The sequence below is a fragment of the Roseateles sp. Mitsp63 genome, from assembly GCF_059491535.1.
This window is the reverse complement of record NZ_CP168509.1, coordinates 4,149,944-4,164,269: the sequence shown is the minus strand read 5'-3', so window position 1 is coordinate 4,164,269 and position 14,326 is coordinate 4,149,944. Positions and strand designations below refer to the sequence as shown.

9 protein-coding genes are annotated in these 14,326 nt (G+C 72.9%); 3 read left to right on the top strand and 6 right to left on the bottom strand.

Annotated features, from left to right (window positions below; all coding sequences use genetic code 11):
• Positions 1–24: 24 nt before the first annotated feature.
• The gene (locus ACEN96_RS18125) at positions 25–642 is read left to right on the top strand and encodes a GGDEF domain-containing protein (RefSeq protein ID WP_495584466.1); all 618 of its coding nucleotides are present in this window, start codon (positions 25–27) and stop codon (positions 640–642) included.
• On the opposite strand, the gene ACEN96_RS18120 is transcribed toward ACEN96_RS18125, so the two are convergent.
• From ACEN96_RS18120 to mutL, 6 genes are all read right to left on the bottom strand, one after another.
• On the bottom strand, positions 618–1,826 hold the full coding sequence (locus ACEN96_RS18120; protein WP_495584465.1) for a lipocalin-like domain-containing protein: 1,209 nt from the start codon (positions 1,824–1,826) through the stop codon (positions 618–620). The genes ACEN96_RS18125 and ACEN96_RS18120 overlap by 25 nt on opposite strands.
• Positions 1,826–4,411, bottom strand: a complete 2,586-nt coding sequence (locus ACEN96_RS18115; protein ID WP_495584464.1) for an FtsX-like permease family protein — start codon at positions 4,409–4,411, stop codon at positions 1,826–1,828. The genes ACEN96_RS18120 and ACEN96_RS18115 overlap by 1 nt, the downstream gene beginning before the upstream one ends.
• Positions 4,412–4,426: 15 nt before the next feature.
• Positions 4,427–5,086, bottom strand: a complete 660-nt coding sequence (locus tag ACEN96_RS18110; RefSeq protein ID WP_495584463.1) for an ABC transporter ATP-binding protein — start codon at positions 5,084–5,086, stop codon at positions 4,427–4,429.
• Between the two features lie 64 nt (positions 5,087–5,150).
• Positions 5,151–6,101 carry a tRNA (adenosine(37)-N6)-dimethylallyltransferase MiaA gene (gene miaA / locus ACEN96_RS18105; protein ID WP_495584462.1) on the bottom strand — a complete coding sequence of 317 codons (951 nt, stop codon included), beginning with the start codon at positions 6,099–6,101 and terminating at the stop codon, positions 5,151–5,153.
• A complete protein-coding gene (locus ACEN96_RS18100; protein ID WP_495584461.1) occupies positions 6,098–7,723 on the bottom strand; it encodes a pseudouridine synthase in 1,626 nt (541 codons plus the stop codon). The genes miaA and ACEN96_RS18100 overlap by 4 nt, the downstream gene beginning before the upstream one ends.
• A gap of 84 nt (positions 7,724–7,807) precedes the next feature.
• Positions 7,808–9,793 (bottom strand): DNA mismatch repair endonuclease MutL, encoded by a 1,986-nt coding sequence (mutL, locus tag ACEN96_RS18095; protein WP_495584460.1) that lies wholly within the window; start codon positions 9,791–9,793, stop codon positions 7,808–7,810.
• A 141-nt stretch (positions 9,794–9,934) separates the two neighbouring features.
• On the opposite strand from mutL, the gene ACEN96_RS18090 reads away from it, so the two are divergent.
• The gene (locus tag ACEN96_RS18090; RefSeq protein ID WP_495584459.1) at positions 9,935–10,582 is read left to right on the top strand and encodes a DedA family protein; all 648 of its coding nucleotides are present in this window, start codon (positions 9,935–9,937) and stop codon (positions 10,580–10,582) included.
• Between the two features lie 225 nt (positions 10,583–10,807).
• Positions 10,808–14,290 (top strand): S41 family peptidase, encoded by a 3,483-nt coding sequence (locus ACEN96_RS18085; protein WP_495584458.1) that lies wholly within the window; start codon positions 10,808–10,810, stop codon positions 14,288–14,290.
• Positions 14,291–14,326: the final 36 nt, after the last annotated feature.

The window sequence follows — 14,326 nt, the reverse complement described above, 5'->3', positions numbered from 1 at the left end:
ATTCATCTCCGGCGAGGCGGCGGTATGGCTCAAGACTCGGACAAGGGCCCAGGGGCCTGGTGGCACTCCCTGCGGCGGCGCTGGCAGGCGCGCCGCGATCCGCCGGCGCGTGTCGCCGCGGCCGACGAGGCACAGCTGATGGAGGGCCTCAAACGGGAGGCCGCCCGCGCCCAGCGGCACCGCCACGACGGGGTGCTGATGCTGCTGGAGCTCGATCCCTGGGCGCGGATGCAGCAGCAGTACGGCCAGGACTGCATCCAGGCGCTGGACGAGCGGCTCGACCAGCTGGTGCGCCAGCAGCTGCGCGGCGGCGACTGGCTGCTGCCGCTGCCGCGCGGCGTCTGGGCCGCGTATCTGCCCTGCACCGATCCGCTGGGCGCGCTGGACGCAGCCGACCGCGTGCGGGCGCGGGTCGCGACGCTGGACTACCGCTGGCAGGGCCAGGCCTTGCCGCTGAGCGCGAGCCTGGGGCTGGCGCACTGGCAGGACTGGCGGCGGGAGCCGCAGCAGGGCGCCGACCAGCTGCTGCAGCAGGCTCGGCAGGCGCTGGCGATGGCGCGCGGCGCCGGCTGCAACTGCGTGCGCGCCTATGCCGCGATCCCGTCGGGGCGCAATCGCTACAGCGGCACGCGGCCGGCGTAGCCCGTCATCTCCAGGTAGCCCCAGCCGAGCGCGCGGCCGGTCTCGTCGGTCAGCCGCGCGGCGCCTTCCCAGTAGGGGAAGCCGGTGCTGCGGCGCGCGTCGATCTCCTGCGCCGCATAGGCCGCCTCGACGAGGAACACGCCCTTGGGCGTGCGGATGCGCCACTTCACCGGATAGCGCGCCAGGCTCACCGGGCTCTGCCAGAAGGCGAGCGGCTCGAAGGCCAGTTGCTGCTGGAAGTCCGTCTGCGCGCCGCCGCGCGAGGCCGGCTCGCGCCAGCTGCCACCGGTCCAGACGATGCGGCCGTCCCGCGCGCGCATCTGGAACAGCGTCAGCGCGCTGCCGTCGTCCAGGTTCAGCCCCAGCCAGTCCCAGCCGGCCGCGCGATCCGGCGCGGTGTCGGCGCCGCGGCCCAGGTACTGGTTGCTCCATTCATGGTCGAGCCAGGCCCGCGCGCGCACCTCGCGCGTGCCGCCGTCGCGCAGCGCGAGCCGGCCAAGGCCGCTCAGCTGCGGCTCGCTCACGTAGCGGCTGGCCTGCTGCGCGTCCGGTCCCTTGCGCGACCAGCCGGCCTGTCCCTGCAGCAGCGGTGCCTGCGGCGCGTCCAGCGTCAGCTCGAGCGCGAAGCCGCCAGGCTCGCTGGGCATCAGCAGGACGTAGCGGCTGAGGCCGCCCGGCGCGTCGACGCGGCGCAACTGCCAGTCGCCCAGGCGCACGCGCGTGTCGCCGGTCTCGGTCCGCGCGTTGGCGAAGCCATGGCGCAGCACCCGCTGATCGTGCAGCAGCCGCTGGCGGCCGAGGTCCGACACCGCCGCATGGCCGAGCATGATCTGGCCCGGCGCGAACGCCGACGTCAGCGGGCGCGCGAGCTCGTTGCGCACCCGGAAGAAGGTCAGCTGGACGCCGAAATCGGGGCGGCCCCGCGGGCCGTGCTCCGGCGATGTCGACGCCGCTTCGCGCAGCACGCCGGTGACGTACCACCACTCGACGCGCGTCTGCGGATGCGCGCCGTGGTCGCGCGGAAAACGCAGCGGCTCGGCGGACAGCGGCTCCGCGCCGGCGGGCGGGTCCGCGGCATCGCCCGTGCGCGTCTGCGCCAGCGCGGCGCGCGGCGCGAGACCGGCCTGCGCCATCGACAGCCCCGCGGCGCCCAGTCCCGCCAGCCATGGACGGCGTCCGATCATCACCAGTCCTCCCGCACCGCGCGCAGCGCCTCGCCCTGGCCCGCGCTCAGCGCGCGCGCGCTGGCCCAGGCCGCCGTCGCGGCGGTCGCGAGCAGGCTGGCCGCCAGCAGCGCGGCCACGCGCCAGCCGGGAATGGACCAGTCCATGCTCCAGTGGAAGCTCTGCGGATTGAGCCGGAACACCAGCACCGCGCTGATCGCCAGCCCCACCAGCAGCCCCATCACCGCGCCGGCGACGGCCTGCAGCAGGCTTTCCGCCAGCACCAGCCGGCGCAGCATCGCGCGCGTCAGGCCGAGGTGGAGCAGCAGGCCGAATTCGCGCCGCCGCGCCAGCAGCTGCGCCGACAGGCTGGCCGCGACGCCGAACAGCCCCAGTCCCAGCCCGACCGCCTGCAGCCAGTAGGTGATCGCGAAGCTGCGATCGAAGATCGCCAGCGAGAAGCGCCGCAGCTCGCCGGCCGAGGCGATCTCCAGCGATTCCGGCGCGCCCGAGGCCTCGCGCAGCGCCTGCTGGGCCGCCACCGGATCGGCGTCCGGCCTGAGCCACAGCGCGAGCTCGGTGATGGCCGCGTCGCCGCTCAGGCGCTCCCACTCGCGCCGCTCGATCAGCACCGCGCCGGTCTGGCGGCTGTAGTCGCGCCAGACCGCCTTGACCGCCACCGGCAGTTGCCGGCCCTCGAGCCGCAGCATGAAGCGGTCGCCGGGCGCCAGGCGCAGTTCATCGCGCATCGCCTCGTTGATGTAGACCGGCTGCACGCCGGCGGGCAGCGTCACGGCCTCGCCCTGCAGCGGCAGGCGGTGGTCCAGCGGGCGCGCCAGCAGCGTGGTGCTGCCCGACATGCCCCGCACCGTCACGCCGATCGCGCGCGTGCGCTGCGCCGCGACCCGCTCGACGGCCGGCAGCGCCGCGGCCGACGCGGCCAGTCCCGGCGGCATCGGCTGGCCCTGCTGGGCGCTGTCGCGCGCGGTCTGGCGCGCGTAGAGGTCGGCCGGCAGCATGTCGCTCAGCCATTGATCGAGCGAGGCGCGGAAGCTCGCGACCATCACGAGCATCGCCACGGCCAGCGCCAGCGCGACCAGCACGCCGGCGATGAGCCGGCCGGCTTCGCCCGCCTGATCGCGGGCGCGCTCGACGGCCAGCAGCGGCAGCGCCCGGCGCGCCGCCCAGCCGCGCAGCAGGCCGGTGATCGCGCGCAGCGCGAAGGGCACCGTGCCGAGCGCGCCCAGCAGCAGCGCCGCCATCGCGGCGTAGGTGCCGAGCGGGATGCCCTCGATGGGCCGCATCCAGGTCAGCGGCAGCGCCGAGGCCAGCAGCACGGGGCCGAGCCACCACCAGCGTCCCGCGTCGCCGCCGCTGCCCAGGCCCTTGAGCACCTGGGCCACCGGGAGGCGGCGCAAGCGCGCCAGCGGCAGCGCGGCGGCACCCAGGCTCACCAGCGGTCCCAGCGCGAGCAGTCCCGCGATCGACGCGGGCGTCGCCTGCAGGGCCGGCCGGCCGCCGTCCAGCCCGATGAGGCCGCTGCCCAGGTCGCCGCCGAGCGCATGCAGCCCCAGTTCGGCCAGGCCCACGGCCAGCGCCAGCCCGAGCAGCGCGCCCGCCAGCCCGAGCAGCAGCGCCTCCGACACCAGCAGCGCCAGGCGCTGCCGGGCGCTCATGCCGAGCACGCCCAGCAGGGCCAGCTGGGGCAGCCGCTGCGCGACCGACAGGCTGTGCACGGCGAAGACCATGAAGGCGCCCACGAACAGCGCCATCAGCGACAGCACGCCCAGGTTCAGCCGGTAGGCGCGGGTCAGGCGGCGGGCTTCGTCGGCCTGCTGGCGGGCCTGGTCCTGCGGCGCGCGGGCGGCGACGCCCGGCGGCCAGGCCGCCGGCACCGCGCGGCCCGGGGCCATGCGCAGCAGGATCGCGTCGAGCTGGCCCGGCCGGTGCAGCAATTGCTGGGCCCAGGCGATGTCGATGATCACCAGCGCCTGCTGGCGGTCCGGCACCCGGCCGGCGACGGGCAGCGGCGCGGGCTCGTCCGGCAGGTCGACGCGCAAGGCCGCGGGCATGCCGCTGCCGCCCTCGTAGCCCAGCTTCCGCCAGGCCGCGTCGCTCACCATCAGCGCCGGCTCGCGCAGCGCGCGGCCCAGGTCCGTGCCATCGATCCTGGGCAGCCATTGCGGATGGAAGGCGCCCAGCTGCAGCAGGTCCAGGCCGATCAGGCGCACGCGCTGCCATTGGCCGTCGCGCGTCCGCAGCCGGATGCTGGCGTCGAGCCGCGGCGCCAGCGCGGCGATGTCGTCGCGCGCGGCCAGCGTGCCGTAGAAGAAGTCCGACAGCGGCGCCGAGCCGGGCGCGGCGCTGAGTTCGGTGTCGGCCTGCGCGCTGCTCTGGCGCGCGGCGGATTCGAACTGCGCCAGCGCCGAGGCATTGATCCAGTGCACCGCGCCCGCGAGCGCCAGGCCCAGCGCGATCGTCAGCAAGGCCGCCAGCTGACGCCCCCATTGCAGGCGCAGCGCCGGCCAGGAGAGCTGCCACCACCAGCCCCAGGCCTGGCGCAGCGCGACCGGCGGGGCAGGGGAGCGGGAGGCGGCACTGGTCATCGCGCGGCGCTTCCGTCAGGCCTCGATGAGGCGGCCGTTCTCGAGCCGCAGGCGGCGGTCGGCGAGTGCGGCGGCATGGGCGGAATGGGTGACCAGCAGGCAGGCGGCGTTCTGTTCGCGCAACTGCTGCCGCAGCAGCCGCATCACCTGGTCGGCATGCGCGGGATCGAGGTTGCCGGTGGGTTCGTCCGCCAGCACCAGCACCGGCCGGTGCACGAGGGCCCGGGCGATCGCCACACGCTGCAACTGACCGCCGGACAGCTGGCGCGGCAGATGCCGCGCGTGAGGGGTCAGGCCGACGGCCTCGAGCATCGCGGCGACCCGCGCCGGATCAGGCCGGCCCTGCAGCAGCAAGGGCAGCGCGATGTTGTCGTGCACGGTGAGGTGGGGCAGCACGTGAAAGGCCTGGAACACGAAGCCGAGCTGCTCGCGCCGCAAGCGGGCCTGGCCGGACTCGTCCAGCGCCAGGACATCGCGGCCCTGCAGCACGACCTGGCCCCGGTCCAGCGGTTCCAGCGCCGCCAGCCCGTTGAGCAGCGTCGACTTGCCGCTGCCGGATTCGCCGAGCAGCGCCAGCATCTCGCCGCGATGCAGCGTCAGCGACAGATGCTCGAACAGCGTCTGCGAGCCGTAACGCTTGGTCAGGCCGGAGGCAGTCAGGAGGGGAACGTCCATCGTCGGGCAGGGCGCGGGTGGCGGGCGATCCGGCGATTGTGGCGTGCGCCCGCGCCGGGTCGCCTCAGGGGGCGGAGCGCACGGCGTCCATGACGCGATCGAGCGCATCCGGCGCCTCGGCCGGCACGATGCGCCGGGCCGGCATGCCGCGCAGCCAGGTGATCTGGCGCTTGGCGAGCTGGCGCGTCGCCGCGGTGCCGAGTTCCTGCAGCGCCGCGAGGTCCGGCGAGCCCTCGTTCGCATCGAGCAGTTCCCACGCCTGCCGGTAGCCGACGCAGCGCATCGACGGCAGGCCCAGGTGCAGGTCGCCCCGCGCGCGCAGGCGGCGCACCTCGTCGACGAAGCCCTGTTCCAGCATCAGCGCGAAGCGCTGCGCCAGGCGCTCATGCAGCCAGGCGCGCGCGGCGTCGGAGGGCTCGAGCGAGATCAAGGGCCAGTCCACGCCCTGCGAGCGCTGGCGGCGGTAGAGCGCCGACATCGGCTCGCCGCTGAGCAGGCAGACCTCCAGCGCGCGCTGGATGCGCTGCGAATCCAGCGGCGCCAGGCGCGCTGCCGTCTCGGGATCGAGCGCCGCCAGCTTCGCGTGCATCGCCGGCCAGCCCTCGCGGGCGGCCTCGGCATCGAGCCGCGCGCGCAGCGCGGCGTCGGCCTGGGGCAGCTCGGACAGGCCGTCGAACAGCGCCTTGAAGTACAGCATCGTGCCGCCGACCAGCAGCGGCCGCGCGCCGCGGGCCTGGATCCCGGGGACCAGGCGCATCGTGTCGCGCACGAACTGCGCGGCGGAGTAGCTGCCGGTCGGCTCGAGGAGGTCGATCAGGTGATGCGGCACCTCGGCGAGTTCATCGGGCGCCGGCTTGGCCGTGCCGATGTCCATGCCGCGGTACACCAGCGCGGAGTCCACGCTGATGATCTCCACGCGCTGGCGGCGCGCGATCGCCAGCGCCGCGGCGGTCTTGCCGCAGCCGGTCGGGCCGGCGAGACAGATCGGGCGCAGGTCCCCGGCGGGTGCGCTCAAAAGCGTTCCCAGGGCGCGAGGTAGCGCCACTGGCCCGGCGGCAGCTGGCCCAGCGGGATGCGGCCGATGCGCACGCGCTTGAGCGCCAGCACCTTCAGGCCGACCAGCTCGCACATGCGGCGGATCTGGCGCTTGCGGCCCTCGCGCAGCACGAAGCGCAACTGGTCCTCGTTGGCCCAGCTGACCTTGGCCGGCTTGAGCTGCACGCCGTCGAGTTCGAGGCCGTGGTTCAGCAGCGCGATCGCCTTCGGGTCGAGCTGATGCTGCGGATGCTGCTCGGGGTCGCCGTTCTCGATGGCGACGCGGACCAGGTACTCCTTCTCGACATCGGAGTCCTCGCCGATCAGGTGGCGCGCGATGCGGCCGTCCTGCGTCAGCACCAGCAGGCCGGTGGAGTCGATGTCCAGGCGCCCGGCGGGCGCGAGCTGGCGGCCGTGGCCCGGCGCCCACTGGATCTTGGCGGGATCCTCGCTCCAGTGCGTGTCGGCCTTGACCAGCACCGACGCGGGCTCATAGCCGTCCTCGGCCTGGCCGGAGACGTAGCCGATCGGCTTGTTCAGCAGGATGGTGACCCGCTGCGCCTGCTGTTCACGGGCGGCCGGATCGACGGCGATCACCGCGTCCGGGCCGACGCGCTGGCCCAGCGTCGCCGGCTGGCCGTCGACGCTGACCCAGCCGGCCTCGATCCATTCATCGGCCTCGCGGCGCGAAGCCAGGCCCAGTTCGCTCATGCGCTTGGACAGGCGCTCGCCGGCGTCCGGATCGGCCAGGCGCACGGGCGCGGGCTGGCGCGGCGCGTCCGGGTGGCGAGGACGGTCGGTGCGCTCGGCGCGCTCCTCGCGTTCGGCGCGGGCGTGGACATTGGAGGCGGGCGCGTAACGGTCGCCGGCCGGCGCGCGGCGGGGGCGCTCGTCGCCGTGGCGGGCCCCGCCGTCCGAGCCGTATCGGGCGCCTTCGGGACCGCGTCCGTAGCGGTCGCCCTGGCGGTCACCGCCCCGGTCATCGCGGCGCGGCCGGTCGCCGAAGGGACGGTCACCCCGCGGCCGGTCGCCCTGCGCGCGATCGCGCGGCGGCCGGTCTCCGTAGGGCCGGTCGCCGTAAGGACGGTCACCGTAAGGACGGTCACCGTAAGGACGGTCACCGCGCTGGGGGTCTCCCTGCGGGCGGGCGGGGCGATCGCCGTAGCGGTCGCCGCCCCGGTCATCGCGGCGCGGCCGGTCGCCCTCGAAGCGGGGACGGTCCTCGAAGCGGGGACGGTCCTCGAAACGGGGACGGTCCTCGAAGCGCGGACGGTCGCCGTGAGGGCGGCGGTCGCCGCCTTCGCGCGGCCCCCGGTCCTGACGGTCGCCGTAGCCGCCTTCGCGCGGCGGACGGTCGCCGGGGCCGGCGCGGCGCTCGTCGCGGCCTTGCGGCCCGCGGTGCTCGTGGCGGCCTTCCTCGGCGCGGCGCTGCTGGAACGCGGCCTCGCGTTCGGCGCGGTCGGCCTGCGCCTGCGCGAGCGTCGGACGCGGCTTGTTGACACCCTGGCCGCGCAGCGGGGCGCGCCGGGGACCGGCGTCGGTCTTGCCGCCCGCGGACTTGGCGCCGGCCGGATTCTTCTTGTTGAGCTTGAGCGTGGCCATGTCGGTACTGCTTCTGGTGAAAGGGGTCGCTGTCGGCGACGGAATGACGGGGACGGACGGGTCGAGCGCGGTGAGTGCCTGAACTCAGCGGCCGCGCAGGAACAGCGCGTCGAGGTCGCGGATCGTGAGCTGGCGCCAGGTCGGACGGCCATGGTTGCACTGATCGGCGCGTTCGGTGCGTTCCATGTCGCGCAGCAGCGCGTTCATCTCGTCGATCGTCAATTGTCTGTTGGCGCGCACCGCGCCGTGGCAGGCCATCGTGGCGAGGATCTCGTGCTGGGCGCGCTCGATGGCGTGGCTGGCGTCGAATTGCGCCAGTTCGGCCAGCACGCCGCGAGCCAGTTCGACGACGTCGCCGCCGGCCAGCAGCGCCGGGCGCTCGCGCACCGCCAGCACCTTGGCCGACAGCGGCGCGATGTCCAGGCCGAGGCGGCGCAGCGTATCGGCGTGGGCCTCGGCGGTGGCGATCTCGGCGGGCGTCGCGGCGAAGGTCACGGGGATCAGCAGCGGCTGGGCGTCGATGCGGGTCTCGCCGAGCGCGGCCTTCAGGCGTTCGTAGACGACGCGCTCATGCGCCGCGTGCATGTCGACGATGACCAGGCCCTGCGCGTTCTCGGCCAGCACGTAGATGCCCTGGATCTGCGCGATGGCGCGACCCAGCGGCCATTCGCCGGCCTGGCTCGCGGGCAGCGGCATCGCCGGGGCGGCGCCGGGCATCGACCGGGTGGCGGAAGGGGCGGCCGGCAGGCTGCCGGCGGGCGCGGGCGCGTAGAGCGCCTCGGCCTGTTCGAGCGCGAGCGCGGTCTGGGCGCGGGTCGGGATGGGCGCGCGCCAGCCCTCGGGGCCGGCGAAGCGCGCGGACGGCGCGAGATAGGGCGCCGGCGGCTCGTAGGCCGCGGTGCCCGAGGGCGGGGTGCCGGTGGCGGACGGCTCGGCGCCGGCCATCGGGCGCTCCCAGGCGGGCGTGCCGGTCCAGCGCTGGCGGCCGCCGGCGTCGGCGGGCGCGGCGGCGGCCTGCTGGGCCTGCTCGCTGCGCGACAGCGCGAGCGCGGCCTCGACGGCGCGGCGCACCTGCTGGTGGATCTCGCGGCCGTCGCGGAAGCGGACCTCGATCTTGGTCGGATGGACGTTGACGTCGACCAGCTCGGGCTGGACGTCGAGGAACAGCACGTAGCTGGGCTGGCGGTGGCCGTGCAGCACGTCGTCGAAGGCGGAGCGGATCGCATGGGCGATCAGCTTGTCGCGCACGTAGCGGCCGTTGACGTAGACGTACTGCATGTCGGCGCGGCTGCGCGCGGCCTCGGGCAGGCCGACGCGGCCGTGGATGCGCATCGGGCCGACCTCGGCGAAGACCTCGCGGCTCTGCGCGATGAATTCCTCGTTGAGGACTTCGGCGATGCGCTGCGGCAGTGGCGCTGAGCGCCACTGGTCGACCAGCTTGCCCTCGTGCCAGGCCGCGAAGCCGACGTCGGGGCGGGCCAGCGCGTGGCGGCGCAGCGCCTCCAGGCAGTGGGCGAGCTCGGTGCCTTCGCTCTTGAGGAACTTGCGGCGGGCGGGGGTGTTGAAGAACAGCTCGCGCACCTCGACGGAGGTGCCGCGGGCGCGGGCGGCGGGGCTGAGCTCGCCGGTGCGGGCCTCCAGGCGCCAGGCATGCGCGGCGCCGTGGTGGCGCGAGACGATGGCCAGTTCGGCGATCGAGGAGACGGCGGCGAGGGCCTCGCCGCGGAAGCCCATGGTGGCGACGGCCTCGAGGTCGGAGAGGCTGCCGATCTTGGAGGTGGCGTGGCGCTTGATGGCGAGCGGCAGTTCGGCGTCGGGGATGCCGTGGCCGTCGTCCTCGACGATGAGGCTGCGGATGCCGCCGGCGACGAGCTTGAGCTGGATCTGGCCGGCGCCGGCGTCCAGGGCATTGTCGACGAGTTCGCGCACGACGGAGGACGGGCGCTCGACGACCTCGCCGGCGGCGATCTGGGAGATCAGTTCATCGGGGAGTTCGCGGATCGCGCGCCGCGTCGCGGAGGCGGCGGGGTCGGCCGCGGCGTTCGCCGTGGGGGCGAGGGTGTCGTCCATGGGGGCGGATTGTAGAAGGGTCGGCCAACCGGCGCCGCGCGGGACGGCTTTCGGTGCGGTCGGCCACACAGCATTTCCCAGTCACCGCGGGCGACGTTTCTTCACGAGTGCATAAGGAACCGGCCGCCATAATCCGCGCCCATGGATCTGCTGCAATTCCTCCTCGACTTCATCCTGCACGTCGACAAGCATCTGGCCGAGTTCGTCACCGCCTATGGCGTGTGGGTCTATGCGCTGCTGTTCCTGATCGTGTTCGTCGAGACGGGCCTGGTCGTCATGCCCTTCCTGCCCGGGGATTCGCTGCTGTTCGTGGTCGGCGCGCTGTGCGGCGCCGGCATGATGAACCTGCCGCTCGCCATGGCGGTGCTGCTCGCGGCGGCGATCCTCGGCGACCAGTGCAACTACGCGATCGGGCGTCACTTCGGGCCCAAGGTCTTCCAGTGGGAGCAGTCGCGCTTCTTCAACAAGCGCGCCTTCGACGCCGCCCACGAGTTCTATGAGAAGCACGGCGGCATCACCATCGTCCTGGCCCGCTTCATGCCCTTCATCCGCACCTTCGCGCCCTTCGTGGCCGGCGTCGCCGCGATGACCCGCAGCCGCTTCACCGCCTACAACGTCGCCGGCGGCGCGATCTGGGTCATCGGCCTCACGCTCGCGGGCTACCTGTTCGGCAACATCCCGTTCGTCCAGACCCATCTGTCCAAGATCATCTGGGCCATGATCCTGATCCCCGGCCTGATCGCTCTTTACGGCGGCTGGCGCGCCTCCCGCGCGAAACCCGCGGTCTGAATGGACGTGCACCACGAGCGGTCGGGGACGGTGGGGCTTGGGGTTCAGGCGCTTGACGCCTGCGGCCCCATGCCCCGGCGGCCAACGCTCCGGCCGGCGCAGTACGGGGTGGTCCGCAAAGGGAAAACACCGACCCGCCAAGCGCGCAAACCCCTGGGGTGCGTTTCGTCACGGTGACATCGGAGGGCTATCCTCGCCCGCTGCTTTTCACCGCCGACAAAGCCCATGCAACTCAGCACTCTCAGCCAGGCCATCACCGTGGCCCTGAGCCTGACCGCCGCGATCGCGGCGGCGCCGTCCCAAGCCCAACAGGCACAACCGGCACAACCGGCCCCACAGGTCGCTCCAGCGGCTCCCGCCCCCGCCGTCACGATGCTGCTGCGTGAGCCCGCCATCTCGGCCCGCCACCTGGCCTTCGTCTACGGCGGCGACCTGTGGATCGCCAATCGCGATGGCAGCCAGCCGCGCCGCCTCGCCGGCAACGCCGCGCCCGAGTTCGCGCCGCGCTTCTCGCCGGATGGCCAGTGGGTCGCGTTCTCCGCGGGCTATGACGGCAACACCGATGTCTACGTGATCGCCGCGGCCGGCGGTCAACCGCGCCGGCTGACCTGGCATCCCGCCGCCGACCAGGTCACCGGCTGGAGCCCCGACGGCAGGCGCGTGCTGTTCGCCTCCAACCGCGAGGTGCTGAACAACCGCAGCAAGCAGCTGTTCGAGGTGGCGCTGGAAGGCGGCTTCGAGCACAAGGTCATGGAGGCCGTCGCCTACGAGGGCGCCTGGTCGCCCGACGGCACGCGGCTCGCGTACCGGCCCTACCAGGCCGCCTACAACGGCACCAGCGGCTGGCGCCAGACCCGCGGCGGCACCACGCCGCCGATCTGGATCCTCGATCCCAAGGGCAAGACCTGGGAGCAGATCCCGCATGTCAACGCCACCGACAACAACCCGATCTGGATGGGCGACGAGGTCGTCTTCATCTCCGATCGCAACGACGGCGCGGCCAACCTCTTCGCGTTCAACACGAAGACCAAGGCGCTGCGCCAGTTGACGAAGGAAACCGTCTGGGACGTGCGCAGCGCCGACGGCCGCGACGGGCGCATCGTCTACGAGGCGGGCGGCCAGCTCAAGGAGATCGGCCTCGAAGGGGGCACGGCGCGCGTGATCAGCGTCGCGCTGAACGAGTCCGGCAACCAGGCCCGCGTGCAGTGGAAGGACGCGTCCAAGACCATCACCAGCTCGGCGCTGTCGGCCACCGGCAAGCGCGCGGTGATCACGGCGCGCGGCGAGGTCTTCACGGTGCCCGTCAAGGACGGCGTCGTGCGCAACCTGACGCAGACCTCGGGCGTGCGCGAGAAGGACGCGATCTGGAGCCCCGATGGCCAGCAGGTCGCCTATGTCTCCGACGAGCCCGGCATGCGCCATCAGGTCGTGATCCGCGACCAGCTCGGCGACCAGGCCGACAAGCCCACCCGCAAGCTGCTGCTGCCCGAGACCGGCTACTACACGTTGCTCGACTGGGCGCCCGATGGCGCGCGCCTGGTGCTGCAGGACAACCACCTCAACCTGTACCAGCTGCCGCTGCAGGGCGCGCAGGCGGGCAAGCTCGTCAAGATCGACACCAGCGAGCGCCGCGCCGGCATCGACGTCAGTTTCTCGCCGGATGGCCGCTTCCTGGCCTACACCGTGGTGGGCAGGAACTTCTTCAGCCAGATCAAGGTCGTCGACTTCCAGACCGGTCAGCAGCACCTGGTCACCGATGGCCTGAGCCACGCCAACCTGCCGGTGTTCTCGACCAAGGGCGACCTGCTGTTCTTCGCCGCGTCGGTCAACTCGGGGCCGGCGCAGGTGGGCCTGGACATGTCGACGCAGGAGCGCTCGCTGCGCATGGGCCTGTACGCCGCCGTGCTGCGCGCCGACGGCAAGTCGCCGCTGGAGCCCAAGGCCGGCGATGAAGACGGCAAGGACGGCAAGGACAAGAAGGACGGCGACGCCGACAAGTCCGGCAAGGGCAAGGACGGGGAGAAGGACGGCGACAAGGACGCGAAGGGCCAGGGCGACGGCAAGGACGCCAAGGACGGCAAGGAAGAGAAGGGCGGGAAGTCCGGCAAGGACGACGGCAAGGATGCCAAGCCCAAGGCCAAGCCGGTGCGCATCGACTTCGCGGGCCTGAAGGATCGCATCGTCGGCCTGCCGGTGGCGACGGCGCGCTACGACAACCTGGGCGTCGCGGACGACGGCGCGCTGTTCTACATCGAGCGCCGGCAGCCCGGCGTGTCGATCGACGCCGAGGGCGGCGACGGCGGCAAGGGCGAGCTGTACCGCTTCGACTTCGAGGAGAAGAAGGCCAAGCTGGTCAAGCCGCAGGTGCAGGACTACAGCCTCAGCGCCGACGGCAAGAAGATCCTGCTGAACCTGGGCGGCGGACGGCTGGAGGTGGCCGACGCGCGCGAGAAGCTCGACACCAAGAGCCTGGACCTGTCGGGCCTGCGCACGCGCATCGATCCGCGCGCGGAATGGCGCCAGATCTTCGACGAGACCTGGTGGATGGAGAAGGAGTTCTTCTACGACCCGAAGCTGCACGGCCTGGACTGGCAGGGCGTGTACAAGCGCTACGCGCCGCTGGTGGCCGGCGTGCAGCGCCGTGAGGACCTGAACGATCTGCTGGTCGAGATGATCGGCGAGCTGCAGGTGGGCCACAACCGCATCGGCGGCGGCGACGTGCAGCAGGAGGCCAAGGTCCCGGTGGGTCTGCTGGGCGCGGACTTCAGCGTGGATGGCGGCAAGTACCGCATCAAGAGGATCTTCAAGGGCGATCGCTGGGATCCCTACCTGAAGGCGCCGCTGGCCGCGCCGGGCGTGGGCGTGAAGGAGGGCGACTACCTGCTGGCGGTCAACGGCCAGCCGGTGGATGGCGCCCACAACCTGTACCAGCAGCTGGAGAACACGGTCGGCAAGCAGGTGCAGCTGACGGTGTCGGCCAGCGCGAACGGGCAGGGCGCGCGGCGCGTCACGGTCGAGCCGATCGCCACCGAGGGCCGGCTGCGCCAGTGGGCCTGGATCGATCACAACCGCGAGGAAGTGGATCGCCTGAGCGGCGGCAAGATCGCCTACGTCTACATGCCGGACACGGCGGGTCCGGGTTTCCAGCACTTCAACCGGATGTTCTTCGCGCAGGTCGACAAGCCGGCGCTGATCGTCGATGACCGCCGCAATGGCGGCGGCCAGGCGGCGAACTACGTGATCGAGCTGCTGAACCGCGGCTACCTGGGCAGCTGGAAGGACCGCGACGGCCTGATCTACGACACGCCGGCCGGCGCGATCTATGGGCCCAAGGCGATGCTGATCGACCAGGACGCGGGCTCGGGCGGCGACTTCATGCCGTATGCGTTCAAGCGCACGGGGCTGGGGCCGCTGATCGGCAAGCGGACCTGGGGCGGGCTGATCGGGATCTCGGCGAATCCGGGGCTGATCGATGGCGGCTTCCTGGTGGTGCCGTTCTTCCGCTTCTTCACGCCGGAAGGCGAGTGGCGCATCGAGAACGAAGGCGTTTCGCCGGACATCGACGTGGACCTGGATCCGGTGGCGGTGAACGCGGGCCGGGATGTCCAGCTCGAGGCGGCGGTGGCGAACGTGCTGGAGCGGCTGAAGTCGTGGAAGCCGATCCAGCGCACCGCGGCGCCGCCGATGCCGACGCAGCTGGGCAAGTGATCGCCGATCATCGCGCGCGGCTCATCGAGCTCGCGC